This window comes from Fluviicola taffensis DSM 16823 (assembly GCF_943372375.1).
Classification (GTDB): Bacteria; Bacteroidota; Bacteroidia; order Flavobacteriales_D; family Crocinitomicaceae; genus Fluviicola; species Fluviicola taffensis_A.
Genome location: NZ_CALRYJ010000011.1, coordinates 18,301 through 44,738, shown reverse-complemented (window position 1 = coordinate 44,738; position 26,438 = coordinate 18,301). Strand labels below are relative to the sequence as shown.

The 26,438-nt window shown below is 41.5% G+C and carries 20 protein-coding genes; 10 read left to right on the top strand and 10 right to left on the bottom strand.

Annotation, left to right across the window (positions count from 1 at the left end):
• The first annotated feature begins 12 nt into the window (after positions 1-12).
• From AAG807_RS14800 to AAG807_RS14790, 3 genes are read left to right on the top strand one after another with little or no spacing between them, the layout of a single operon-like run.
• Positions 13-4,398 carry a gliding motility-associated C-terminal domain-containing protein gene (locus AAG807_RS14800; protein WP_341905518.1) on the top strand — a complete coding sequence of 1,462 codons (4,386 nt, stop codon included), beginning with the start codon at positions 13-15 and terminating at the stop codon, positions 4,396-4,398.
• 18 nt (positions 4,399-4,416) lie between these two features.
• The gene (locus tag AAG807_RS14795; protein ID WP_341905516.1) at positions 4,417-5,385 is read left to right on the top strand and encodes a type IX secretion system membrane protein PorP/SprF; all 969 of its coding nucleotides are present in this window, start codon (positions 4,417-4,419) and stop codon (positions 5,383-5,385) included.
• A 3-nt stretch (positions 5,386-5,388) separates the two neighbouring features.
• Entirely contained in the window at positions 5,389-6,987 is a 1,599-nt protein-coding gene (locus AAG807_RS14790; protein WP_341905515.1) for an OmpA family protein, read from the top strand.
• A gap of 69 nt (positions 6,988-7,056) precedes the next feature.
• Here AAG807_RS14790 and AAG807_RS14785 read toward each other — a convergent pair whose 3' ends face one another.
• From AAG807_RS14785 to AAG807_RS14775, 3 genes are read right to left on the bottom strand one after another with little or no spacing between them, the layout of a single operon-like run.
• The gene (locus AAG807_RS14785; protein ID WP_341905513.1) at positions 7,057-8,826 is read right to left on the bottom strand and encodes a gliding motility-associated C-terminal domain-containing protein; all 1,770 of its coding nucleotides are present in this window, start codon (positions 8,824-8,826) and stop codon (positions 7,057-7,059) included.
• Between the two features lie 47 nt (positions 8,827-8,873).
• On the bottom strand, positions 8,874-9,488 hold the full coding sequence (locus AAG807_RS14780) for a hypothetical protein (protein ID WP_341905510.1): 615 nt from the start codon (positions 9,486-9,488) through the stop codon (positions 8,874-8,876).
• Between the two features lie 13 nt (positions 9,489-9,501).
• Positions 9,502-10,983: a hypothetical protein gene (locus AAG807_RS14775; protein ID WP_341905509.1), complete on the bottom strand. Its 1,482-nt coding sequence runs from the start codon at positions 10,981-10,983 to the stop codon at positions 9,502-9,504.
• 182 nt (positions 10,984-11,165) lie between these two features.
• On the opposite strand from AAG807_RS14775, the gene AAG807_RS14770 reads away from it, so the two are divergent.
• Positions 11,166-11,495, top strand: a complete 330-nt coding sequence (locus AAG807_RS14770; protein ID WP_341905505.1) for a hypothetical protein — start codon at positions 11,166-11,168, stop codon at positions 11,493-11,495.
• Between the two features lie 50 nt (positions 11,496-11,545).
• Here AAG807_RS14770 and AAG807_RS14765 read toward each other — a convergent pair whose 3' ends face one another.
• The 4 genes from AAG807_RS14765 to AAG807_RS14750 form a co-directional block, all read right to left on the bottom strand.
• Positions 11,546-11,698 carry a GxxExxY protein gene (locus tag AAG807_RS14765; RefSeq protein ID WP_341905501.1) on the bottom strand — a complete coding sequence of 51 codons (153 nt, stop codon included), beginning with the start codon at positions 11,696-11,698 and terminating at the stop codon, positions 11,546-11,548.
• Positions 11,699-11,708: 10 nt separating this feature from the next.
• The gene (gene glyA / locus AAG807_RS14760; protein ID WP_341905499.1) at positions 11,709-12,983 is read right to left on the bottom strand and encodes a serine hydroxymethyltransferase; all 1,275 of its coding nucleotides are present in this window, start codon (positions 12,981-12,983) and stop codon (positions 11,709-11,711) included.
• A gap of 164 nt (positions 12,984-13,147) precedes the next feature.
• Entirely contained in the window at positions 13,148-13,903 is a 756-nt protein-coding gene (locus AAG807_RS14755; RefSeq protein WP_341905496.1) for an NlpC/P60 family protein, read from the bottom strand.
• Complete coding sequence (locus tag AAG807_RS14750; RefSeq protein WP_341905493.1) at positions 13,900-14,478, bottom strand: DinB family protein; 579 nt, start codon at positions 14,476-14,478, stop codon at positions 13,900-13,902. The genes AAG807_RS14755 and AAG807_RS14750 overlap by 4 nt, the downstream gene beginning before the upstream one ends.
• 98 nt (positions 14,479-14,576) lie before the next feature.
• On the opposite strand from AAG807_RS14750, the gene AAG807_RS14745 reads away from it, so the two are divergent.
• The 5 genes from AAG807_RS14745 to AAG807_RS14725 all read left to right on the top strand — a co-directional run bounded on the left by AAG807_RS14745 (position 14,577) and on the right by AAG807_RS14725 (position 22,987).
• Positions 14,577-18,149 carry a T9SS type B sorting domain-containing protein gene (locus AAG807_RS14745; protein ID WP_341905490.1) on the top strand — a complete coding sequence of 1,191 codons (3,573 nt, stop codon included), beginning with the start codon at positions 14,577-14,579 and terminating at the stop codon, positions 18,147-18,149.
• A 119-nt stretch (positions 18,150-18,268) separates the two neighbouring features.
• Positions 18,269-18,625 (top strand): hypothetical protein, encoded by a 357-nt coding sequence (locus AAG807_RS14740; protein ID WP_341905488.1) that lies wholly within the window; start codon positions 18,269-18,271, stop codon positions 18,623-18,625.
• A 2-nt stretch (positions 18,626-18,627) separates the two neighbouring features.
• Entirely contained in the window at positions 18,628-20,217 is a 1,590-nt protein-coding gene (locus tag AAG807_RS14735) for a T9SS type A sorting domain-containing protein (protein WP_341905484.1), read from the top strand.
• A 96-nt stretch (positions 20,218-20,313) separates the two neighbouring features.
• On the top strand, positions 20,314-22,356 hold the full coding sequence (locus tag AAG807_RS14730) for a T9SS type A sorting domain-containing protein (protein ID WP_341905481.1): 2,043 nt from the start codon (positions 20,314-20,316) through the stop codon (positions 22,354-22,356).
• Between the two features lie 67 nt (positions 22,357-22,423).
• Positions 22,424-22,987, top strand: a complete 564-nt coding sequence (locus tag AAG807_RS14725; RefSeq protein ID WP_341905478.1) for a hypothetical protein — start codon at positions 22,424-22,426, stop codon at positions 22,985-22,987.
• An 8-nt stretch (positions 22,988-22,995) separates the two neighbouring features.
• Here AAG807_RS14725 and AAG807_RS14720 read toward each other — a convergent pair whose 3' ends face one another.
• The 3 genes from AAG807_RS14720 to lpcA are packed head-to-tail and all read right to left on the bottom strand — an operon-like array spanning position 22,996 to position 25,774.
• A complete protein-coding gene (locus AAG807_RS14720; protein WP_341905474.1) occupies positions 22,996-23,418 on the bottom strand; it encodes a hypothetical protein in 423 nt (140 codons plus the stop codon).
• A gap of 15 nt (positions 23,419-23,433) precedes the next feature.
• Complete coding sequence (locus AAG807_RS14715) at positions 23,434-25,212, bottom strand: hypothetical protein (RefSeq protein ID WP_341905472.1); 1,779 nt, start codon at positions 25,210-25,212, stop codon at positions 23,434-23,436.
• On the bottom strand, positions 25,205-25,774 hold the full coding sequence (lpcA, locus tag AAG807_RS14710; RefSeq protein WP_341905470.1) for a D-sedoheptulose 7-phosphate isomerase: 570 nt from the start codon (positions 25,772-25,774) through the stop codon (positions 25,205-25,207). Before lpcA ends, AAG807_RS14715 begins: the two co-directional genes overlap by 8 nt.
• A 115-nt stretch (positions 25,775-25,889) precedes the next feature.
• On the opposite strand from lpcA, the gene AAG807_RS14705 reads away from it, so the two are divergent.
• Positions 25,890-26,312 carry a hypothetical protein gene (locus tag AAG807_RS14705; RefSeq protein ID WP_341905468.1) on the top strand — a complete coding sequence of 141 codons (423 nt, stop codon included), beginning with the start codon at positions 25,890-25,892 and terminating at the stop codon, positions 26,310-26,312.
• Positions 26,313-26,438: the final 126 nt, after the last annotated feature.

The following is a 26,438-nucleotide window of genomic DNA, read 5'->3' as shown; positions in this document are numbered from 1 at the left end:
TCTCTGCGTAAAATGAAACAACTACTGTTACTACTGACCTTGATTTTGTCAAGTCAAATTACTCTAAGTCAATGCAGTCCGATCTATGTCAGTAATACTGGTACGGCAATCGGCGACGGATCCGAATCAAATCCGATGGATATTCATACCGCACTTGCGCAAGCATGTATTCAGAACAGATATGACATTCGACTTTTGTCGGGCACTTACAATTTAACATCAAAAATGGTGATTGGTTGCGACCAGATTGTAGTGGATGGCGACTGGGAAGTTGTATCCGGCATCGGAAGAAAAAATAGCAGTTTGGTTACCGTTATCAATATCAACTCACCACTGGAAACAGCGGCTTACGATGGTGCAGCAGGAACAACTGTCGGTTATCACATTGGTATTGAAGCTATCGGAGTCAACAATTTTCAGATACTCGATATTACTTTTCATGTGAAAGATGGAGGCTCTGCCGGAACAGTAAGCGGAACGACCGGAAATCGCGGAAATAGTGTCTACGGTTATTACTTTAGAAACGCCAGCGGATGGAATTTGGTTCGCACCGTAATGAATACGGGAAATGCAAGTGCAGGAGCAAACGGTGTTGACGGAACAGCGGGTTCTCCGGGTGCTTTAGGAAGCAGCGGATCAACAGGTGATTGTGATGATGACTGCATAACCAATTTCGGTGGTGGCGGAGGAAACGGTGGTGGAGCAACTGCAGGAGCGACTCAAAACAACGACGGTTCGTGCACCAATCCTGGTCAAAATGGAGTGGCCGGAACTGCTGGTGCTTCGAGCAGAAATGGCGGTGGTGGCGGTTCCGGAGGTTCTGCCGGAGCGGAAAACAATTCAGGAGGTAATGGCGGAAACGGTGGAAACGGTGGCGCAGGTGCTCTAGGAGGAAATACATTCGGGACAGGAGGAACCGGTTACGGAAGTAACAGTAGCGGAGTTTGCTCCAACGATGGAAAAGCCGGTGCTGCCGGAACAAACGGTACTGCAGGTACTGTAGGATCAAATGGAACGGTTTCTTCTACCTACGATAATTTTTGGTTGCCCGCAGGACAAGCTGGAACCGGTACAGATGGTACCGGAGGTGGTGGTGGTCGCGGAGGCGGCGGAGGTGGCGGACAAGGCTGCTTCTTTTGTATTGACGGAACCGGTTCCGGAGGCGGAGGCGGTGGTGGCGGAGGCCAGGGAGGTATTGGCGCTACCGGCGGCTGGGGAGGCGGAGGTTCTTTTGCCTTATATCTTGTAAACAGTACCGGAAATACCATTGATTTAAATACAACAATAGGAACTGCTGCTTCCGGAGGAACCGGCGGAATCGGAGGAACCGGAGGTACCGGTGGAACTGGCGGACTTGGCGGTGGTGGTAACAATACCAGTACTACGGCAGGTTGTGCAGTCACCGGAGGTCGTGTTTGTGGAAACATCGAAGTGGGAGCCGGTGGTACCGGTGGAGCTGGCGGTGTGGGCGGAAACGGTGGAAACGGTGGCGTTGGAGCAAGCGGAATCAGCTCAGCCATTCAATCTGTCGGAACTTCAGCAGTTACACCAATCGCATTCACTCCTATTTCCCAAGTAATTACCAATCAACCGGGTGAAGCATGTACCAACTCAGAAATTCTGATTACAAAAGGAGCCGGAACCTGGACCTTAGCCGGTTCAGGATCCTATATCCAAGATTTAAATAGTGCTTCAAGCAGCTATTCCAATACTTCGAATAGTGCACTGGTCAGTTTTACGACAACCGGTCCGCAAGATTTGATTATCGACGGAGTTACTTATCACAATTTCATTCAAATTAATACTGCGAGGCCTTTGCCGACGTTTGATCCATCCATGTCAAATACAATCTGTGAAGGAGCTGTTTTCAATATGAATACCCCAACTACCGGAGTAGAATACGAATGGATTATTTTCCCTGCCAGTGGATCAACAACGACTCCAACAGCCATTTTTAATACTTCTGTAGCTACCTGGACAACACCAATAACCGGAACAACTGCCAATTACAAAGTCCGACTTCGTATCCGCGAAACTTGCTGCGGATGGAGCGCTCCTGTTTATTATGATTTCACTGTAAACGGAATTGGCGTTGCACCAACAGCAAGCGGAGCAACTATTTGCGAAAACAATACCGCCACATTAACAGCAACCGGTGCAGGTGGAGGAAACATGATTTGGTACAGTGATCCCTTGGGTCAGGTAGTTTTACAATCAACAGCTGGTGCTTCCAGTTCATTTACCACAACAACACTTACTCAAAACACCGTGTTTTATGTTGGTGAAAGCACCGGTTCATGTGCAGGAAACTTAACTTCCGTGCCCGTAAATGTAACTCCCGCGCCAAACGAACCTTCCGCAACAGCAACGGCTGTTTGTGATGGTCAAAATACACAACTTACAGCTTCCGGTTCCGGTGGAATCTATAACTGGTACACTGTTGCTTCCGGAGGAACAATCTTGTATTCCGGAGCAACGTACAATGCAGGGACTCTAACCCCGGGAACTTACACTTATTATGTGGAAGAATCTGATGGAACTTGTTCCTCCGATCGCGTACCTGTCGGAACGGTTGTAAATGCATTACCAAGTGCACCAATTGTTGCTCCGACTAACTCGTGTACCAATTCAACGGTCTCACTTACTGCAACGGGAACAGGTACCATTCATTGGTATGCAGATAACGGTTTGACAAATTTAGTCGGAACGGGTTCTACCTACTCTACTCCTATTCTTTCTGCAAATACCAGTTATTACGTCACACAAATCTCAGCCTTAGGTTGTGAAAGTGTGAGTGCACAATTGGATGTTACCGTAACAAACAGCGTTACTCCAACCCTATCCATTGCGGCAAGTAGCAATCCAATTTGTTCGGGGGCAGCAGTTAATTTCACTGCAACTTCAACCAATGGTGGAACAACTCCAACGTATGAATGGTATGTAAATGGAATTGCTCAGAGTATTAACTCACCTACTTTTTCGAATTCTACGTTGATTCAGGGAGATCAAGTGAGTGCTCAACTTATATCAAACGCATCCTGTGCCAGCACCAATAACATCAGTTCGAACAGCATTTTCATGACGGTTAATACCACCCTTACTCCTACTATTGCAATCAACGCTTCTGCAACAAGTATTTGCGCTAATGAACCCGTAACTTTTACAGCTAATGTAGCAAATGCCGGTTCAAATCCGGGTATTCAATGGACATTGAACGGAGCGAATGTCGGATCGAATAGTTTTTTATATACCAACAGCTCCTTAAACACCGGAGACCTTGTTACTGCAACCCTTACCTCATCAGCGGTTTGTACTTCAGCCGCAACTGCGGTTTCCAATCCAATTACTTTAACGGTTAATTCGAATACGACACCCATTGCTTATATCAGTGTGCCGAGTACTACTTTCTGTTCAGGTAACCCGGTTACATTTACCGCAAACATTCTGAACGGAGGAACATCACCGGTTTTGGATTGGTACCTGAATGGAGCATCTACCGGAGTCAGTACGACCACTTACACTACTTCTACCCTTTCAAACGGAGATGCAATCATGCTAATCGTCACTTCCAATTCGGCTTGTGCCACTATTCCGACCGTTAACTCAAACATCATTACCATGTTTAGCAACGGCGGAGCTTCTGCAAGTATCATTCTCTCCTCCTTATCCGGAACTTTATGCGAAGGAAAAGAAGTGAACCTGGTAGCAATTCCAATGAATGCACCCGGAACTTTAAGTTATGATTGGAGAGTAAATGGGGTTACCGATGCTTTGGGAAGTAATGTTTACACCAATTCTTCCTTACAAGCCGGAGATCAGATTGAGGTAATTCTCACTTATCAGGATGCATGTGGAATCGATGCATCTGTCACATCCAACAGTTTAACTGTGGAAGCGAGCCCAATCGTATCTGCAGGACCGGATTTAACGAGTTTAAACGGCGCAGCAGTGAATCTTTCCGGTTCGACATCCATTGGAGGTACCATTGTATGGAGTCCCGGAAACAGTCTAAGTTCATCTACCATACTCAATCCAATTGCCAACCCGACATCCACAACGGAATACATCTTAACTGTTGAAACGGTGATGGGTTGTATTTCAAGTGATGCGGTCTTGGTCACTGTTTCAACTAAAGAATATGCTCTTTACAGCAGTTTCTCTCCGAATGGTGATGGAACAAATGACACCTGGGTGATTCCAAGTGCAGAGCAATTCCCGGAAATCAGTGTTCAAATCTACAACCGTTGGGGAAATTTGTTGTATGAACAAGACAATACCTACATCCCTTGGGACGGTACGAATAATGGGGAGAAATTGCCTTCTGAAACCTATTTCTACATTGTAAAACTAACTCCGGATTCCGATGCGATGAAGGGACCGGTGACACTTGTTCGTTAATCTTTAAAGAGAAAAAAAATGAAAAAATTGATTTTATTCCCACTGATTTTAGGGATTGCATTTTTCACAAGCACGTCTCTTTGGGGACAACAACTTGGTTTGAACAGTACCTACATGTTCAATGAAGCTTCATTCAATCCCGCTGCGGCTGGAAGCAAAAGCTATATTCCTGTCCACATTAAAAGTCGTTTTCAATGGGTTGGATTTGACGGCGCGCCCGTTTCACAGTTGATCACAGCACATGGTGAAATCGCGAAAGGACTTGGTTTCGGAGGAAACATTTACAACGAATCCAGCGGTCCAAGCAGAAGTTCCGGTTTTAACCTCATGCTTTCCTATCGTTTACGTCTGTCTAAAGACAATCTTCACGGAATCCGAATAGGTTTGGGAGCTTCATTTACACAGCACGTGGTAGATGTTGCCAGTTTAACGACCGAAATTCCCAATGACCAAGCCATCTCAAGTCGTTACAACAACCAGTTTGTACCGGATGCGGATTTGGGAGTTTATTACACTTTTTCAGATAAAGGATACGTTGGAGTTTCCGTAAAGAATCTGGTTCAATCCAAACACGACCTGTTTTCCTTTTCGGCTTCCATTCCCAACACTTTGAATCGCCATTATTACTTTAATGGAGGATACAATTTTCAACTGAAAGAGAAGTGGTGTTTGAAAACAAGTGTGTTGAGTCGCTTCATTGAAGCCAAGACATTCCAAGCAGAAGTAAATGTAATCGGTGAATTCAACAAGCGCTTCTTCTTTGGATTGGGATACCGACACAAAGAATCGGTTCAAGCTTTAGTTGGTGCTAAATTCGGAATCATCCAATTTGGTTACAATTACGACTTTGGGATTTCACAAATCCGCAAGTATGGAAATGGGTCACACGAAATTTTCGTTCAATTCCAATTTCAGAAAAAGAAAGCTGAAAAAACAGATCAACCCGGTGAAACTCCTTGGTTTAAACGCAACAGAATTTTCAAATAACTTATGACTCTACGTTTTCTTGGCACCCTGATTCTTTTCTTCTTCACGTCGCTTGTCTATTCACAAACAAAAAAGGATGCAAGCTATTACTACTTGAATTTCGAATACAAACAAGCTGCTGAAATTTGGGAGAATTCAATTGCTGAACACCCTTTATCCAAGGAAGACCGGATAAAATTGTTGAACTGTTATCTTTTCACCAATCAAAGCAAAAAAGGTCTGGATCTGGTAATGCAGATGCGCAGTGAAAATTCTTCTGATTCGCTTTCAGGTTATGCTGCACAATTCGCCTTTTTGGAGCGAAATTATCCGTTGGCTCTTACCGAACAACAGAAAGCAGCTAAGCTAAGCTTGCCCAGATTGTTTGAAGCCAATTGCCTTTATTCCATGAAGGACACTTTTTCTCTGAAAGGAACTATTGAAAACCATCCTTCCAACTCCAAAAATGCAGAACTTCTTTACCGCTGCGGGAATGACTGGATTGTACTTCAGGAAGAAGGAAAAGACAGTCTATTGGCAGAAACAAAACTCAGTGGCAATTTTGACGAGGTATTTTTTCTTAGACCGTATCACGTGAAAAATGGTAAACAGGTCGCTTGGAATATTTTCGGAAACCAAAACCTCAATTGGTCCTTAAACTCAATCCAGATTGACCATAAACGAAACAAAGCCTATTTCTCAATCACCAAATCTTTGGAGTTAACGCGAAATTTGGCAAGACCTCAACTTTACCAAGCTAATTTCACTGGTTTCGGTGAACCGTTAAACGATATTCAACTACTGAAAACAGACCTACCCATGAACCAATGCGGAGCAGGACATGTTGCCTTGAATGAAACCGGCGATTACCTCGTTGCGGCAATTCATCACGATACTGCGACTTCCAGTAATTTGGTACTCTTACATTTTGATGGTACTTCCTGGAATTTTGTTCGAAACATCACAGAACTGAATACGGCTGGTGATGAACTGTATCCTCATTTTGTAAACGATTCCATTCTTCGTTACAGCACCAACGGATTGCCTTGTTTTGGAAATCTGGACAGCTATGAAGCTTCCTTTTCAAAGGAACAATTCACAAACATTCGTCATTTATCCTTTCCTATTAATTCTCATTCAGACGATTTCCTGGTTTATGGAGAAGCGTCTGATACTGTTTACTTTTCATCCAATCGTGCAGATGGAAATGACGACCTTTTCACCTTCTTCCCAACCATCGGAAAAGTCATTCCACCGCTTGCCATAAAGGCAAAGACAATCTTACCGGACTCATTGAATCCCCAGTTTGTTTATTTTGAATACAACAAATCGGAGGTTACTTTCACACTAAAAAGCGCAGACCTCTTCAAAATTGTAATGGAGGAGAATCCGGAATGGATCATGACCTTAACAGGACATACGGATGCCAGAGGTTCAGCAGAATACAACCAGTATTTGGGACTTAAACGTGCAAATCTGGTAAGAGATGAATTGATTCGAATCGGAATTGATGCAGAACGCATTGTAGTGAAATCCAACGGGGAAAAATTCGCCAATCAAACACGTCCCTTGCCGGATCCGGAAGCTAAAAAAGATCGCTTTGTACGGATTGAATTGCGGTGAGAATGAATCTTGATTAAAAATGAAAACCGTCGGGGCGAATAATTATTCGCCCCGACTGTTTGTTTCGTTCTATCTCAAAACCAATACCGATCCGCTGATTTCTTTCGCACCGTATTCACCTTGATTGTAATTCTTTGGAACCACTTTAGCCAAATAGGTGTACGTTCCATCTTGCACCAATTCTCCCTGATATTTTCCATCCCAAGACGCATCTTTCGACTCTGCTCCTGCTTCGCCGTGGTAAATCAGTTCGCCCCAACGGTTGAAAATACTCAAGTCCAATGAAAGAATATCGGAAGCTTCTATCAAGAAGAAATCGTTGATTCCGTCTCCATTCGGAGTAAAGCTATTCGGTGCATAAATCACGAAAATATTGGGAATGATAATTTCCTGATAAGCTGTATCAATGCAGCCGTAAATCGAATCGGATGCGATGAGCCAAACCGGATAGGTGATTTCATTCCCATCTGTGGTAAATGTATACTGCAAGGGATCTTTGGTAGTCATGTCAATCGATTCTGTAGGCATGACCCAGGTATATTGATCGATATTCCCTGAAGAAGTATTGGTAAAAGTGAAATCCGTGTCAAAATTTACCGAGTTGGCATGATTCGAGGTAAAATCTGCCTGAATGCTTACATCGGAAATACTCACTTCAGTAGGAAAGGACCAACACGCATCTGCATCCTGATAACTTACCGCAACAGTTCCTCCAATTTGTGAGTTCCAATCGATTGTTACCTCAGAACTTCCCTGACCTGAAGCAATTTCCGCATCCAATGCTGTATTCCAAACACTCCAATCGTAATTCGACATGTTATCCGGATCAATCACACTTGCCTGAGATAAGGTGTAACATTCCGTCGTATCAATCAAAATTTCCGGTTTCACCGGCGTTCGATGTCCCAAACTGTAATGTTCCTGAGTAAAATCAGACTCATCCGCTGCATGAATAATCGTGTAATTTGTTCCAGAAACTGCATATCGATTGGGAATCGGTTTCCAAGTCGGATTATCCCAATAAGAAGGATCCGGATAATTTCCATCTGTCGGTAAATAGGTTGAAAATCCTAAATCATAGTGGGCTGAGCTTTCTGTTGAATGGATCGTATAAAAATAGGCTGTTTGAATGCGACACAAACTGTCCAGATCTGTTGAAAGCAAACCAATCAAATCCGGTGAATGCTGATGATACGTTAGCACCAGTGTATCCGAACTGACATTTAGCAAGGTTGCAACGAGTGGACGATGGCGAAAACCCGACACCAAACTTCCGGTTGGAATCAGATTCAATTCATTTTGGTGAATTACTTTTCGAATTTGACCGTCTTCATCCGTGCTTATAATTCCTTCCGCACCGAATGTCGAATCAAAAACAATACTCGAATCCGATGCGTTATCTATATAAACCCGCTTCTGATGTACCGCTAATTCTCTATTCGTTAAATCCAACTGATTGCGAACACGTATATCCTGAGCTTGTTCTTTGACTCCTGTACCTGTCAATTGCAAATCATAGAATCTGGAAATGCTGTCACCCGAAAACCATTGATTTCCGCCATACATGACAACTTCTCCCGTATCAATCACCAAATGACCGTTATTGATCCAATCTTGTTCTATCCGGTAATTTCCTTTGGAATAGACATTCCCATTCAATTGAATTTCAAAATTCCCGGGTGCTGCATCGTTATAAGTCTGCACAAATCCATTTTGGATCAAAGAGGAGGTATTTCCACTTATCACCATGTTTCCAAAAACGTGAACCTGTGCATTCTCATCAATAAACACCGTGTCGGCATTTGAAAAAAACAGTGCATTCTGCCCGCTTGCGTTCAAAAAAACAAGTGAACAAAAAAACATAAGTGCACCAATCCGATTCATGTCTATTTCACTAAGGCAGTTACCTGGAATTGCGTATATCCAGCAGGAACTTCACATAAACTTTGGTTTACATTTCCTGCCTCGGCTTCCAGCTCAATGGTGTAATTACCGGTATTTTTTGTCACTTCCAACTTTCGCGGCAATTGACTCAAATTGAACTGATCGATCAATTCATAAACCGGATCCTGGAAAAAGGTGGAAAGTCCACGTAAATCGACTTGATCTTCTCCAACCAGACCAATCACAGAACCTAAGTCCGAAACCAATGAATAAGCTTTAAAAGAAACCTCTCCTACTTGCTGGGGAGCCAATTCTTTCTGACTGTAGATCTTAGATTGGGGACTATTCTCCATGTCTGCTTTGGTAAGCAAATAATATCCTTTTTGGGAGAATTGCGGACTCTCCAAACATATTTTAACTTCCTGTTTGTCTCTATTGAAGATGATTTTATAGTATTCACCGATTCCCCTCTTTTCGACTACAATGGTATTCCCTTTCACATAAAAATCGAATTTGGTGACTACTCCGTTTTCCGTCTTCACGCAATGGATCGTTCCTTCAAAAGCAAATGAAAGCGTTGTCAATAAAACAAAAAGTATACTCGTTATAAATTTCATCTGGTAAAAGTTATTAGTTTCCGATTTTTCCCCGAACCGAATAAGTTTGGTAATTACCATCCGGTAAAGAGCAAGGTAAAGTATGTTTCACTGCGTAACCACCTAATCCGGGAACGGATGTGTTGAAAGCATTGTTTATAGCGTTTGCAATAGCGTTTAATGCGGATGAGAATCCCGGTACAGGTGCACAAACATTTCCGATGAATGGAATATTGAGACAAATTTCCAGGGAAGAGCCTCCAAAATCAACTGGTTGGGAAGAACCCGTTCCGGCTTCTCCAAAATCACCGCCACCACCACCATTGGCAGTAATTGAAATAGTTCCTTGTACAGGACCGAAAGAAAAGGATTGAGAGATATTTTTACTTACAGGAGCACCTTCATTGTCATCGTAATTTGGTCCTGCATCGTTTCCATCTGCCCAAACTCCAACCATCAATGAACACGAACCCTGCGCAGCTCCACCTCCTTGTCCGTCCGGAATTCCGCCACTTCCTCCTGCTCCAATTGCCAAACAAAGTGTAGCAACTCCTAAATTAATGGATTCGAAAGCTCCAACTGTCAACCCGGATCCACCACCTCCATAAATCATCCCTGTATTACGAATTTCAGCAGGACAGTTCAATTCAAGTGCTGTCCCACCATTCTCCCCGTTTTGTCCCATCAATTGCGGCCCATTTCCACCTTTTCCGAAAATATATCCGCGATTAACAATTCCCAAATGACAATTCGCATTGATATTTCCAGTTGAAAAGGCAGGATTCGCCGCCGTACTCGAACGAATTGCTACGTCATCTTCAATAGTCACTACCACACAATTGGTTCCGGTAATTCCATTCGCTGCTAAATTGTAATTCAATTGATTGTTGCTAATTGTTACCAAATCACAAGCCTGGATATCAATTGCAATGGTCTTTACAACGGTTCGATCTCCGCAGATCCCAAACAAAGTGACATGATGTGTTCCACCATTTTCAAAAACACTGGTTTGAATATCGATATTGACTGTTGTGGTTCCTCCGGCATACGAATATTGACTTAAGGTAACAGTCGATTCGTTTGAAAAGGTATGTGAAAAACCTAAATCCACCGGAAGGGTTTGTCCGTTTGGTGTTGTTTGTGTAATGGTTACAGGAATAGAAACAGACATGTTATTTACGCGATCTATCGCATAACTTGTTTGTGCCAAAGTGAACTGCACATCGCAATCATCACAGGTTTTCAAATAACTCGGAATCCAGCAAGTTCCATTGTAAATCTCCACTTGATTTCCATCTGTATTATAGATGATCAATCCGGTCGCAGGTGTTGCAATTGCATCCCGTTGAACAGTTGTCAGACGCGTCACCAATAAACCCTGATTGGTTGATTCCAGATGTAAAATTGCGGATGGATCCGGAGTAGCAGTATTAATTCCTACATTGTTATTTTGCGCAAATAATGATACACAAAACAATACAGTTCCTAAAAGTAGTAGCGTCTTGGTTTGAAACATGAACAAATTATTTCTGCAAATGTATTTGATTCCAATCCTACTGGTGTGAAGCCCAAATTAAAGAACCAACAAAAAAATATGGAACAATAACAAAGAATGTGTTAATGCAAAACGATAGAATGGAAAATGTTCTTTCCCCTGCTTAATTCTGCGTACCTTAGCCAAAATTTTTTAAACGCATTATGGAGCAAGTTGAATTCTTAGAACAAAAAGTATTTAATGATTTGAAAAACATGAATGACGGGTTCGACGAGTCGACCAATCTCCATTTCAATGAATGGGATTTCGCAATTGTGCTGGATCGCGCAGAATACTTCGGTATCGGAATCTATGAAATTCAGGCATGGCTCGACGGCACTTTATACGATATTGAAGTCCACGAGCATTTCAAAAAGAAAGCTACGGATCCATCGTGGTATAAAAAAGCGCTGATGACTTTTTCAACACTCCAAAAAGGACTGACGTTTACAGCATCTTATAAGGTTTCCGCAAAGCTTTTGGCAAGACAGTAATATTCCCGCAGATGCACAGATAAATGCGCGCTTACCAGACGCGCTAAGTTCTATCTTTCACTGAGGATTATCCTTTTATACTGTAGTTTAGGCTTCCTGAAATTTATAAGTAAGCCGACTTCCATTCCTGAAACAGCTAGGTAATTGATCATCATATAAAACAGTCGGGGCGGAAAATTTTCCGCCCCGACTGTTGTTCTCAATTCTATTATTTTACCACGTAAAAAGTGGTCTTGCGCTCATCAAAGCATTCACTTCCGAACGCACTTTATTCAAGGTTTCTTCGTCTCCGATATTCGTCAATACACGATCGATCAACTCAACGATTCCCGGAATATCCGCTTCCTTGATTCCTCTGGAAGTGATCGCAGACGTTCCAACACGAATTCCGGAAGTAACGAATGGAGATTCCGTATCAAAAGGAACCATGTTCTTATTAACGGTGATGTCTGCCAAAACCAGGTTGTTTTCAGCATCTTTACCCGTCACTCCTTTTGAACGCAAGTCAATCAACATACTGTGATTGTCTGTTCCTCCGGAAATGATTTTATATCCCAATTTCGTGAATTCCTCCGCCATCAATGCTGCATTTTTCTTCACTTGCAACATGTATGTTTTGTATCCGTCAGACAATGCTTCTCCGAATGCCACCGCTTTTGCTGCAATCACATGCTCCAATGGTCCACCCTGAATTCCAGGGAAAACTGCTGCATCTAACAATGCGCCCATGGATTTCGGATTTCCGTTGTTCCATTTCAACCCGAATGGATTGTCAAAGTTGTTGCGCATCATGATCACACCTCCGCGCGGTCCACGCAAGGTTTTATGTGTTGTCGTAGTGACAATATGACAATGATCCAATGGGTCGTTCAACAATCCTGCTGCAATCAATCCAGCCGGATGAGAAATATCTGCCAAAATCAGGGCACCAACCTCATCAGCAATTTTGCGGATGCGTGCATAATCCCAATCTCTGGAATAAGCAGATGCACCACAAATAATCATTTTCGGTTTTTCGCGTTTAGCAACTTCTTCCATCATGTCGTAATCGACCTGTCCGGTTTCTTTGCTTACACCGTAGAAAAATGGGTTGTATAATTTTCCGGAGAAGTTTACAGAAGACCCATGAGTCAAATGTCCTCCGTGACTTAAGTCAAAACCAAGAATCTTATCTCCCGGATTCAAACAAGCCAGGAAAACAGCAGCATTTGCCTGCGCACCTGAATGCGGTTGCACATTTGCCCAAGTTGCTCCAAATAATTTACACAAACGATCAATTGCTAATTGCTCTACTTTATCTACTACTTCACATCCGCCGTAATAACGCTTTCCGGGAAGTCCTTCAGCATATTTATTGGTCAATACAGAACCCATTGCTTCCATCACCTCATCAGAGACAAAGTTCTCAGACGCAATTAATTCAATTCCATGTTCCTGACGCTGTCTTTCTGCAGCAATTAAGTCAAATACTTCTTGATCGCGTTTCATGCTTATTCTTTATTTAGTTCAACTAGTTTAAAAAGTTCAAAGGGTTTAAAGAATTCAATCATTCCATATTTGAACTTTTGAACCTTTTTAAGCCTTTCAACTCGGCAACAAATATAATTCGATTTCATCAGAAGGACTTCACTTTCTGAAAATTATCGGGTCTTTTAAAGTCTTTTGATACTATGTAATTTATGCGAATGCACTCCATCTATTTTTCGGGTGATTCCATTGGAACCAAAATGGTCGATTCGGACATACCCATGGGCATGAATGATTTCGTCTTTGCTTATCAATAAACCGACGTGATGAATGTTCCCTGACTCTGAAATGAAAAAAGCCAGATCTCCTGCTTCCCGATCCTCAAAATCCATTTCCAGACCGATCTCCACTTGTTGTGAAGCATCTCTTGGCAACTGATAGTTAAAGACCCGGTGAATCTGTTGCATAAATCCGGAACAATCAATTCCAAACATGGTTTTCCCACCCCATAAATAAGGAGCGTTCAGATAGCTAAGCGCCAAATCAATCAGCGAAGACGGTTTTGTATCTTCTTCATTCAAAAAACGGTAAGTCGATTTACCGATCCGGAATTCTTCTTCCGAATCCGAGGGTCTGAAAAATCCTTTGGGTAAAACCTGTTTTCCTTCTGGTCCCTCTACTATTCTGAATTCAGAATGTTCTACCACCAAACCATCCAACCAACGGGTAACTTCCTTTTCTCTCAGATCCTGAATCTGTTTGGAATCGATCCAACCTTCATAGCCATCCATAAACGAATGAATCTTGAGCCAATTGTCAGCAACTTCCGTGATTTCCACCAACTCCCCAAAGACCAATTGGGTTACCATTTCCGAGCGGTCACTTGCTTCTGCCCGAACCGGAGCTATGCTTGCTTTACAAAATGCGTGAATTCTACTCACTTTTTAGGGAATTGGGGGTTTTTAGTCAGTTTTAGAGCCTGTTCCATGTGTCTTTCATTGTGATAAGCAACAAACAACAAGGCGTCGCCTAATCTCAGACGCACCAATTTTGAAATGGATATCGGAACCTTTACTTTTCGGAGGCTGACACCTACTGATTTTTCAATGATATCCAAAAATTGATTTTGTCCATCCAGCAAGGTTGTCAGTTCGTTCCCTGTCACTAATCCTGGACTTACTGTCGGATTATACTCGCCGGGGGCATTGAATTTCCGCTTTACATTCCGTGCGTTTCCCAATTTCATGGACATCCATGCTGATTTTCCTAAAGGTGAAGAAGAGTAATTCAATCTGGGGGAACGAAACCGGGTCCGATCAATCCGTTCATTCAATACCGTATGATAAAATTGGGCATAAGCGTTCAGGTGAGCAAAAATTTCGGCTAAACTCCAGGTCGAAGCGTTGGGCTTCCAATTCAATTGGTTCTCTGAATAATTTGAAAACTTCGATTTTAAATGTTGGATATTTTTCTCTGTAATTGTAGCAACTTCGTTGAAGACCCATTGAGTTGTCATATGCCTCGAATTTATATCAAATATAACCAGAGCAATTTGATTCGCAAAAGTTATACCCAAAAATGCAACCTTTTTAAACATTTTCATATCTTTCAAGTATGAAGCTATTGTTACTAATGTTCTGCGTACTTGTTTTTGGTGGTCAATTTGTCGCCCAGGAAATAGAACATGTTCATAATACCCATTATGCATTGATTGAAAACAAAGGTCAATGGGCTGAAAAAGTATTATTCCAATCCAAATCCCAGGGCAATAATATCTGGGTGCAGCAACATGGCTTCATCTACGACATCCGCGATTACTCTGCACTAAAAAAAGCGCATTCGGAACGCATTTCTGATGAGAATAGTGACCAATTCAGAGGCACATTGGTTGGCGTTGAATTTTTGAATTCGCTGGAAGTGAACCAGGTAAAAAAAGAAAAACCATTATCCTATTACTACAATTACTTCATCGGAAATGACAGCTCAAAATGGGCAAGTGATGTGCAAAGTTTCCAGGAAGCGACATTGGTTAATTTCTATCCCAATATCGATTTGAAGATCATTGATTCCAAATCTGAATTCAAATACGAATTGTGGTGTGCACCGGGAACGGACTACAAGCAGATCCAGCTTAAAATGAAAGGGTTTTCCTCTATTACTCTGGACAAAACCGGAAACCTCATCCTATCCACTGATTTAGGGAAAATAACTGAAAAGAAACCCATCGCATACCAGTTACTGAATGGTAAACTGAGCTCCATCCCTTGTAAATTCATTTTAAAGAAAGATCTGGTCTCTTTTGAACTTGGAAAGCACGATGAAAATGCCACTCTGATCATTGATCCGATTTTAGTATTCGCGACCTATTCCGGATCTCCTACTGATAATTTTGGAATGACAGCTACTTATGGCTATGACGGTTCGGCTTACTCGGGAGGAACTATTTTCGGGAATTCCTACCCGACTCCTGATCCCTTGGCTTTTGATGTCACCTCCAATTTTACGGCAACTTACAATGGATTAAATACCACGGATGTCTTTATTTCAAAATATTCTCCCGACGGGCAAACGATGATCTGGACAGCCTTTTTAGGAGGTGGAAATACTACACAAGGAACAGAAACTGTGAACAGTCTGATTTGTGACCGACTCAATAATTTGTATGTGTTTGGAATTACTGCTTCAATAGACTTCCCGCTGCAAAACCCATTTCAAAGTGCGCATGGCGGTGGATCGAATATCAATGTTCAGTTTAACGGTGCCAATTTCGGAAGTCAGGGAACAGATATCTACGTTTCAAAGATCAGTTCAAATGGTCATAACCTGCTTGCTTCAACTTATGTTGGAGGCGCACAAAATGATGGTATCAACTACAAGCTGAGTTCCGGAAACTACAATTCCGTTGCTGCATACGATTCCCTTACGACCAATTACGGAGATCAGTTCCGAGGAGAAATCATGATTGATTCAGTGGGAAATTGTTTAATCGCCTCCTGTTCAAGATCTGCTGACTTTCCGGTTCTGAATGCATTTCAAGGTACATTGGCCGGTCAGCAGGATGGTGTCATTTTCAAATTATCATCTGATTTAAGTACGATGCTTTGGGGAAGCTATTTTGGAGGAACCAATAATGATGCATGTTACTCTATAAAGATTGATTCCAGTTACAATGTCGTTTTTGCAGGCGGAACTTCCAGTACCGATCTTCCCGGAACTACCGGTGGTTTAAATCCGAATTACTTGGGTGGAAAATCAGATGGTTTTGTTGGAAAGCTAACTCCAAACGGACAAACACTGGTTCAAAGCACCTACATCGGCGCGAATCTATATGACCAGGCCTTCTTCGTAGAGATCAATCGCAACGATGAAATATTTGTTTTGGGACAATCTGTCGGAGGAAATTTCCCCGTTGTAAACTCTCAGAGTTATCCAAACAGTAGTCAATTTATCGCAAAATTAAATCCCACACTTACCTCCATTGTAAACTCTACCGTATTTGGGAATGGAAGCCCGAACATCAACATTTCACCTTCCGCCTTCCTGGTTGATATTTGCGGAAACATGTATGTTTCAGGTTGGGGAGCAAACATCCTTCAATCCGTTCCATTGAATGGAATGCCTGTCAGTTCGGATGCATTCCAAGGTACTTCGCCAAACGGATTCGATTTTTATTTATTTGTTTACAAAAGAGACTTCTCAGGCTTACTTTACGGAAGTTATATCGGCGGAAATCAAGCGCAAGAACACGTAGATGGGGGAACTTCCCGCTTCGATAAAAATGGAGTTGTCTATCAATCCGTATGTGGTGGTTGTAATGGCCATAGTGATTTCCCGACCACCCCGAATGCTTGGTCCAATCTCAACCTGAATACAGGAGCAGGAACCAATAGCAACTGTAACAACCTGGTTTTCAAATTTGATTTTCAGCTTCTTCCAAAAGCAGAATTCACAACCAACAATGTAAACGGTTGCGAAGACTTTACAGTTACGTTTACAAATACAAGTCCACCATCCGATGCTTACGAATGGGATTTTGGAAATGGAGTTACATCGACGGTATTCTCGCCAACAGTTACTTATACAACTCCCGGAAACTACGTGGTACGTTTAACCGTTACAGATTCAGTTTGTCTATTAACAGACACTGCTTTAATCAATATTACCGTCTTACCTGAGATTCAACTTTCAGTTTCCAACGACACCATTCTTTGCTCCCCCCTTCCCTTAACCTTCACTGCTAATTCATTTGGTACCGCAGATTATTTTATCTGGTCATCAACCAATCAATTTACAGATACTTTAAATACAACACCAGCCGATTCAATTCTAAATGTCACACCGGGAACAACGACCACTTATTATGTTAGAGCCGGAAATGCCTATTGTTCGGAAATAGACAGTGTCACCGTTTACTTTATCGGCGGAAGCTTATCCTTAACAGGAAATGATTCGATTTGTCTGAATGACCCGACTACACTCACCGCCTTTATTCAGATTCCCAATGTGACGTTCACTTATGTCTGGAGTCCGATGAGTATTTTAACTCCGACTGCACAGCAAAATGTAGTTATTGCCAATCCACCGACAAGTCAATGGGTTTATGTGGATGCGAATGGATCAAACGGCTGTTTTGATCGGGATTCGATTTACATTTCCGTAGGAAGTATTTCAGGGGCAATCACCGCACAAGCAAATCCGGAATATGTTGTTCCGGGAAATTCAACAACACTTACCGCTCTTCCGGCAGGTTATTCATACGTTTGGTCTCCACAAGCCGGATTATCGAATCCATTCGGTCAGATCACCCAGGCCACCCCGGAGCAGACTACCCAATATGTTGTCAATGTTACGGATGGAATTTGCATTAAATCCGCTTCCGTAAAAGTAAATGTTTTGGAAGTGGTTTGTGATCGAACCTACGTATATGTCCCGAATGCCTTTTCTCCGAACGGGGACTTGGAAAATGACGTTCTATACGTCAGAAGTGCGATTGCGACCAAGATTCTTTTCCGGATTTTTGACCGATGGGGAGAACTCGTTTTTGAAACCACAGATCAGGCAATCGGATGGGATGGTACCTTCAGGGATAAGCTCCTGAAACCGGACACTTATGATTATTATCTGGAAGCCACTTGCGTTCAAGGAGAACAGAAAATCATCAAAGGGAATGTGACTTTGATTCGTTAACGTTAGATTAAGCAATTGTTAAGTCAAATCAAGTGTTTAATCGGTCAAACCGTTAGAATGCTCATTCATAACATTTTGTGAAAGTTTTGATTGTATTTTCATAGTGTAAACTACAATCAATGATCAAATTACTACTAACGATTCTTGCGTTTATTGCTTTCGATTTTTCTATCTACTCTCAACAAAATGATCTTGATGATTCCAAGATGTACATCAAAATTGTTATTGATTCTGAAATTAGTCAAGAAGTTCAATCGGAGATAACCAATGCATTCAAGCAAATTTCCGGGGTCAAAACTTCCAGAATGGACAACACCACCGGCACATTTTTGGGGATTTATGAACCAAATGAAAATCTAAAGGAACAAACCTTTACAAACTGGTTTGTTAATCACGGATATACCATCATGTGTTATTATGATGCCGTTTATACGGCGGGAGGTATGATTGATCTATCCAAAAACAATTGTCATTAATCATGAAAAAGTTATTCCTATTACTGACTATATTCCATATTACCGGAGTTTTTGGTCAATCTGACAACTGTACAGGAACCCCTCCAACACTGACTGTTGGAACAACTTGTACCCCAACAGCATATTCTATTCCCACCTCGTTTTTTGATAACTTCAGTTCAGAACCATCTTGTGGCTGGGATGATGTAGATGGTTTCTTCCAGTTTACTGCAACTTCCACCTATACGAACGTGACACTTACTGACGCAACTGCTGCAGGTCCCAATCCTGGTTTGATGGTTGTTTCAGGAACTTGTGGCGGAACATTGACCTCTCTTGGATGCTCTCAAGCTGGTAATGGAACCAATGAAAGCGTCAGTTTCAATACCGTGATCGGTCAAGTTTATCTGGTAGTTATTTTTGCAACCAATGCTGCTAACACCGGACCTCCTACATCTGCAACTACCGGAACTATTTGTGTTACGCAAAGTACCTACACAGGACCAGTAGTGGCGTCAGAATGTGCAAGTTATGTAAACATCTGCAGTAATGCCGGTTTTCAAATCGATCCGAATGGATATGGTGCAATCAATGAAATCCCTGTTTCAGGTTCGTTAGGAAATCCATCGTATGATCCTTTCTGGGGACCTTTGAGTCCATGGGGAGGAGGAAATATGGGTTGTTTACAAGTGGGTGAAAACAACAGTACCTGGATGGTAATCAATGTCTATACCGCCGGAAACCTCGCATTCACTTTAGGTGCAGGAGGGGCGCAAGCCGGTTATTATGATTGGATCATGTATCCGTATACCGGACCCAGCACCTGTGGAGCAATCTCAAGTAATACACTGGCTCCAGTCAGATGTAACTGGAATTCTGTAAATTATGGCGGTACCGGTTTAGCCTCAACCCTGCCATCGGGAGGGGATGCAGGAAATTACGAACCCGTATTACCTGTAGCCGCAAACACTCAATACATCATTTGTTTTTCAAACTATAGTTCGGTAGCAACAACGGTACCAATCGTATTTAATGGTACGGCAACTGTTGGTTGTTCCGCTTTAGGTATAAACACCAGTAATTTTACAGTTAATACCGATTGTGAAAATGATGCTGCATTGATTTCCTGGGAAGCTCCAACTGAAAGCTCAAGCACTTACCAGGTACAAAGAAGTTACACAGGCGAAGCCTGGGAAATCATCGGAACAGTTGTATCAGCTAACAGTTCTGATGCATCCAACCAGTTCTTTTCGTTCAGAGATGCCCTTGAAAAAGACAAGATGGTTTTTTACCGATTAAAAGAGACCAATCCGGATCAGATTTCCAGCTATTCTGAATTAAAAGCGGTGAGTTGTAAATCCGGAATCAGTCCGAATACCTTATCTCCGAACCCTTCATCCGAATTGACAAACCTGACTTATTATTCCAAACAGGCGGGAACATTGCACATCGTTGATGCCGTAGGTAGACCGATCGAACAAATTTCATTGGAGAACACCAATGGTAAGATTGTTTTAAAGCCAATCGACGTTTCCAGACTTCAAGCCGGGGCTTATCGTTTTGTTGTAGACTTGGGAACAGAATCCTCTGCCATTCAATTCATTAAAAAATAAGGAAGTCTGAATTAAGATTTCAATAATTAAAGAGAAAAAGGAGTCCTTTTTCTCTTTTTCATTTAGTATCTTTAAAGATATTCTATACTCTTACTTATGAAAAAACAATTACTCACTCTTGGTTTCCTTTCAAGTCTTGTAGCATTCGGTCAAACGTTCACAGACAATTTTGACTCTTACAATGCGGGACAGAAACTATGTCCTCAAAGCGCCGGTAACTGGACAACCTGGAGCAATGCTCCCGGAGGAACCGAAGACGTTCTCGTATCCAGCGCATCTTCCGTTTCAGGAAGTAATTCTTTGTATTTCTCCACATCCGTGCAAGCAGGTGGTCCGACAGATTTGATTCGCAATTTTGGTGTTTTGAATACGGGACAATTTGAAATGGATTTCAACATCAAGGTTGAGACAGGAAAAGCGGGTTATTTTAACTTTCAAAAAACGGCAACACTTGGGCAGGTATGGGCAATGGATTGTTTTTTCAACGACAATGGAACAATCTCTATGGTCAATCAAAACGGATTGAACTTTACAGGTCCAACATATACCCAAAACACGTGGTTCAACTTCAAAGTCGCCATTAATTTCAACACAAACAACTGGGAATTTTTCATCGATAACATTTCCATCGGTTCATTCTCTAATCCAGTGAACCAAATTGCAGCTATTGATATTTATCCGACAGATCAAAATGCTCCTTATAGTTGCGGTTATTTCATTGATGATTTCCATACCCTTATCACTCCTTACACCCTTCCGTCTTTGAATGGAGCTGTAAATGGTCTGAACTTCGACCAGGGAATATTAGTAGGGAATATAGTTACTCCTAAAGTAGTTGTCCGCAATTTGGGAACTACACCAATCACCTCTTTTGATCTTGCTGTTGATTATAACGGTACAACCATCAACAAAACAGTTACGGGAGTAAATCTCGCTTCTTTGGCTACGACTACCATTACCATGGATAATACATTGACTATTGCAGCCGGGAATAACCCAATGGTTGCAACCGTATCGAATGTAAACGGTGCCGGAGCGGATAATGATTCCAATGATGATGTCTTAACGCTGGATATTGATAATCCTTTGGTGCCGGCAACCGGTAAAATGGTAGTAGGAGAAGAAGGAACAGGAACTTGGTGTCAATGGTGTCCGAGAGGTGCTGTTTTCATGGATATGATGTCAACAAAATACGACCAATACTGGGCAGGAATTGCAGTTCACAATGGTGATCCGATGACAAATGCGGATTACGATGCAGGAATCGGTGGTTTGGTTTCAGGATATCCTTCAGCATTGGTTGACCGCGTCAGTGTAATCGACCCATCGGAAGTTGAGGCTGATTTCCTTACACGCATCCTGGTAGCTCCGAAAGCATTGATTACAAACGGTGCAACCTGGAACTCAACTACCCGTGAATTAAAGGTATCAACCTCTGCTAATTTTCTAGCTGCAGCCAACAACAATTACAAACTTGGAATTGTTCTTACAGAAGATGAGGTAACAGGAACAGGAAGCAACTACAACCAGGCAAATGCCTATGCAGGTGGTGCGAACGGACCAATGGGCGGATTTGAATCATTGCCAAGCTCCGTACCTGCTGCACAAATGGTTTACGACCATGTTGCAAGAGCAATTAAGCCAAGTTTCACAGGTTACGCTAACAGCTTCCCTGCAACTGTGAACATCGGAGAAACACATACCATTACAGCAACATTTATTCTACCTGCTTCTTGGGATGAAACTAAAATCAATATTGTTGGACTGTTATTCGACCCAACAGGAAAAATTGACAATGCAGGAAAAGCAACTATTCCGGATGCTGTAACTAATGGATTCGTAACAGGAACTGACGTAACTGCGGGTCTTACTGATCTGAGTCAAATTGATGACCAAGTACAAGTTTATCCGAATCCAGCTACAACAAGCGTTTCTATCAGCTTGCAACTAGCTGAACAAAGTGATGTGACTATTTCTGTAACAGATGTTTCAGGTAAAGAAATTTCAAGCAGAAATTATGGTCAATTGAACGGTTCATCTATCATTACCATCAATACAAGCAATACGCCAGCTGGTGTTTATTTTGTGAATGTGAAAATGGATAACGCAATTACTCAGAAAAAGGTAATTATTCAATAATCGGATTGATTGAAAAAAAGTAGGGGTGCGATTAATCGCACCCCTACTTTTTAGGTACTTTTGTGGCATGAAATGGATTGGAAATAGAATCAGCTACCTGGACGACCAGAACAAAACAACATTCGTCATAACACCCGAACAGATTGGAGTCGTAAAGGCACTGATGGGTGCGTGGTGCTTTATGTGGTTCGCAATAGGAGCAACGATTACCTGGTCTTATTTCACTTTCAACTTCACACAACAGGAAAAGCTGATCCTTGGGGTTTTTATGGTTTTCTGGTTATATTACTTCGTTCGGGTGGGAAGAACCTTCTTATGGGCCCTTTATGGTCGTGAATACATCAAAGTTGATAAAATATCAGTGACGATTAAAACAAGTATTCGCACCTATGGTAAGGCGAAAGAATATTATTTGGAGAATATCAAGAAGGTACGTGTTTCGGTTCCCAAAGAAAACTCTTTTCAGGCTGCATGGGAAAATTCCCCCTGGATTCGAGGTGGAGAACGTATCGAGTTTGAATACTTAGGTAAAACGATTCGTTTCGGCAGAAAGCTGAATCAGCAGGATTCGAAATTGCTTTTCCAAATCCTGACGAAACGCATTGAAGACCAGTTGAAAAAGAAGAATTAATCCGGATTTCAGATTACAATTCTCAGAACTTCTTCCCGATCCATTCCTTTTCTTAAATGTTCCAGGATAATTGGAAATTTCTCATCGATGCGTTCTGGTGTGAATCCTAGTTCAATTCCAAGTCTTCGTACCAATTTCGTTTCATTCACATCCATATTCCCATCAATTCCCAAAAGCTGGATCAACTGGATAAAACGCTCGTATCTTTCCTCTCTCTCAACCGGTGGAATGAATGGATAATCGTCCGGATTTTCACAAATCTCCGCTACCTGCTCTTCCGTTAAGGAAAGTTTTGTTGCAATTTTTTTAAGTAATTGATTTTCTGCGAAACTTACGTTTCCATCAATTCGTGCCAACATGATCAGGTTTCTGAAATGACCTTTTTGACGTGCCTGTTCTCCTGAATCGAAAATATGTGAAAATGAGCTCATGTGAAAGTATTTTTTTTAATAGCGTTCCAAACTTAATGCCTTTATTTTTAATGAATGAATAATGAGTTCCTTTTTACCGGAATTCACCACATAAATCTGAATTTTATCCCCATAGTGATTAATTCTTGGAAGATTATACCTGACAGATAAGGTATCCATCTCCCCAATTGATTTTTGAGTTGGCAAAAAATACTCATTCCAGCTGTAAACATTGAATTTACTGAATGATTCAAAATGGATTGTCGCCAAATTCAAGCTGTCATTTGTTTGATAAATGATCTGGGCTTCAAACAATGTTTCATCCGTTTTCAACTTAGGATAATAAGGTCTTTTATCAATTAAGGTAGCTTTTCCTGCCGGAGCATTTATATTCCTTACAGTGCAAAAATCAAGTGGCACGATCTTCCCAAACCCTAATTCCTCCGGTTTTATTTTGCTTGTCCAGCTTGTATCCGAACGGTCAATTTCAAGTCGGTTGACCTGATAATCAGGCATGGAAAGCTTACCGAAAATATACCAATAATGTTCCTTCGTCATCCTATCCGGATGCAAATAACCGATTGAAAATTGTTCCGATTGAAACATGGATAACCCGAGAGTAAGAAATACAAATCCCATCATCAGAAAAGCAGTTATCCTGGTTTTTCCGAGGTAACCAATTGCAAAACCAACCGGCAAGACCAACAAGGGATACAGGTCAATCATTGCCCGTGATCCAAAGGATGCAGCATACCACCAACATTCCCAGGAACAAAAGATCCATACACATAAAACGAACGAGGTAAAAATCCCCCAAAAGAGCTCTTTCCGCTGTCTGTACAATTGAATGAATCCGGGAACCAATAGGATGAAAACCGGGGTATACAATAACCACCCCTTTTTATAACTGAACAAAAAGTCGAAAATATGTGGATCAACAATGACGATTTCTTCCACATGCATATTCAAAATGAACCAACTTCCTCCCAAAACTTTCCAATAGATCAATTGAGGTAAGTTCACTAAAAATCCGGCAAGTGGAAATAACAAGATTGATTTCCAATAGGCAGCTTTTGTCGGATAAACTCCTTTCAGCAGAAACAAAGGAAGGAGTCCCAATAGGACATGCGTCGGGCGAATTGCCGAAATTAATCCAAGAGTTAATGCTGCAAGCAGCAGATACTTTCTTTTGGACGGAAGTTCCCGCAATTTCAGGAGTGAATAAAAAAGTACTCCGACCAATGCAAACAAGTAAATATGCTGCAACTGATAGGCGTGAATTGCTGTTGTCCAAAAATTGGTTCCGAAATAAATAATCACTAAAAGAAGCGCACTAACCTGATCTGAAAAGAACAATTTGAGAATTTTATTCAGGAAATAAACTCCAAGAAGAATAAAAATCAGGGCATTTAAGAGATAGGCTATGTGATAAGGTTTACTAAATCCATCCTTGGAACAACCCAGTATTTTAGCAAACCCATGACCTATGGCATAGGCAGGAAGCTCCAAATAAGCTTGTCCCATGTGATAGATATCCAGCGAATTGCCATTGTCCATCTGCTTGAGCTGATAAGCAACCGATTCGGAACAGTATTTGTTTTGGACGGCTTGAATTTCCGCCCGTTTGAAGTTCAGATTCCGGTATTGGAACAGCTGCGTGAGATACATGTAGTACCCATAACCATCATAGGAGCAGACACACGTGGCTTCCCCCTTAACAACAGCTGTTATTTTCCCTGAAAACTTTAGTGCAAACACACTAATGATTAGCAGAATAGTAGTCTTTCGAATATTCTTTTTTAAGAACTCAAACATTCAATTGGTGTTCAATAAAATCAATCATTGTATGAATCACCTTTATGTGAATTTCCTGTGCCCGGTCCGCATAATTTGAATAGGGTGCCCGGATTTCCACATCACAGAGCTCCGCCATCTTTCCACCATCTTTTCCTGTAAGTCCAACGATTTTCATTCCCTTGGATCTGGCAACTTCAATCGCACGAAGCACATTTTTCGAATTTCCGGATGTTGAAATGGCTAATAATACATCCCCACTTTGTCCGATTGCTTCCAGATAACGTGAAAAAATATACTCGTACCCATAATCATTCCCGACACAACTAATATGCGATGGATCTGAAATACTTAAGGCCGGAATTGCCTTTCTATCGTCCCGGTATCTTCCTGTTAATTCTTCCGCAAAATGCATTGCATCACACATAGAACCACCGTTCCCACATGAAATTATTTTGTTTCCTGAACGGATTGCCGAAACCATTGCATTTCCTGCATCTTGAATCAACCGATGATTCTCTGCGTTGTTAAATTTCTGCAAAATTTCCAGCGCTTCGTTAAAATGGTCTGCTATTTGTTTCATGCCTTTATAAATGGGATTGATTGTCAAAAATAAATAATTATTAAGTGCAGTTACCATTTTGGATAAACTTGTTATATTTGAAAATCGGAGTTGGCTCCATAACACAAAAACAACTATGAAAAATATTCTACTTGCCATTCTAACCTTTACTTTAGGATACAGCGTATCAGCACAAGATGATTGTTTTAAGAAATTGGAAGATGCCTTTGCTAAAAGAGGTTCTTATACCGTTGCAGATGACATGCACAGAAATGTTATTGTCAGTTTTTTTACTGCTGAAGGTACTGAATGTTTAACAGGTAAAGCTCGTGTTGAGAATGGATCGGTTGTTTCTGTATTTCTTCAATACGATGATGGATCTTTCTATTTGTTAGAAAAGAAATTCTACAACGCAAAAAAAACCAGCCCGGTAGTAACCAATGGTATTTCCGAAATGATCTTTACCGTAGACGGTGAGAAATTCAGAGTAGTATTTATTGATAAGTTAAAACCAAAAGTAAAATCGTATAAACAGGCAAGTTTACCTGATGATTTATAATCGGAACAAAAAATATTTGAGGAGACTAAAAAAGTCTCCTTTTTTCATGCCAAAATATCCCGATTACACCGATAGAGAAAAACAATAATATATACCCCAATCTGCGCCCCAATGTGAAAAATGCCA

Bases quoted from the DNA above. Each gene is read 5' to 3' on its own strand.
- AAG807_RS14720 (WP_341905474.1), bottom strand. From the start codon at position 23,418: ATGAGCTCATTTTCACATATTTTCGATTCAGGAGAACAGGCACGTCAA.
- AAG807_RS14780 (WP_341905510.1), bottom strand. From the start codon at position 9,488: ATGAAATTTATAACGAGTATACTTTTTGTTTTATTGACAACGCTTTCA.
- AAG807_RS14775 (WP_341905509.1), bottom strand. From the start codon at position 10,983: ATGTTTCAAACCAAGACGCTACTACTTTTAGGAACTGTATTGTTTTGT.
- AAG807_RS14705 (WP_341905468.1), top strand. From the start codon at position 25,890: ATGAAAAATATTCTACTTGCCATTCTAACCTTTACTTTAGGATACAGC.
- AAG807_RS14730 (WP_341905481.1), top strand. From the start codon at position 20,314: ATGAAAAAACAATTACTCACTCTTGGTTTCCTTTCAAGTCTTGTAGCA.
- AAG807_RS14735 (WP_341905484.1), top strand. From the start codon at position 18,628: ATGAAAAAGTTATTCCTATTACTGACTATATTCCATATTACCGGAGTT.
- AAG807_RS14725 (WP_341905478.1), top strand. From the start codon at position 22,424: ATGAAATGGATTGGAAATAGAATCAGCTACCTGGACGACCAGAACAAA.
- glyA (WP_341905499.1), bottom strand. From the start codon at position 12,983: ATGAAACGCGATCAAGAAGTATTTGACTTAATTGCTGCAGAAAGACAG.
- AAG807_RS14795 (WP_341905516.1), top strand. From the start codon at position 4,417: ATGAAAAAATTGATTTTATTCCCACTGATTTTAGGGATTGCATTTTTC.
- AAG807_RS14715 (WP_341905472.1), bottom strand. From the start codon at position 25,212: ATGTTTGAGTTCTTAAAAAAGAATATTCGAAAGACTACTATTCTGCTA.
- AAG807_RS14740 (WP_341905488.1), top strand. From the start codon at position 18,269: ATGATCAAATTACTACTAACGATTCTTGCGTTTATTGCTTTCGATTTT.
- AAG807_RS14750 (WP_341905493.1), bottom strand. From the start codon at position 14,478: ATGACAACTCAATGGGTCTTCAACGAAGTTGCTACAATTACAGAGAAA.
- AAG807_RS14800 (WP_341905518.1), top strand. From the start codon at position 13: ATGAAACAACTACTGTTACTACTGACCTTGATTTTGTCAAGTCAAATT.
- AAG807_RS14790 (WP_341905515.1), top strand. From the start codon at position 5,389: ATGACTCTACGTTTTCTTGGCACCCTGATTCTTTTCTTCTTCACGTCG.
- AAG807_RS14745 (WP_341905490.1), top strand. From the start codon at position 14,577: ATGAAGCTATTGTTACTAATGTTCTGCGTACTTGTTTTTGGTGGTCAA.
- AAG807_RS14770 (WP_341905505.1), top strand. From the start codon at position 11,166: ATGGAGCAAGTTGAATTCTTAGAACAAAAAGTATTTAATGATTTGAAA.
- lpcA (WP_341905470.1), bottom strand. From the start codon at position 25,774: ATGAAACAAATAGCAGACCATTTTAACGAAGCGCTGGAAATTTTGCAG.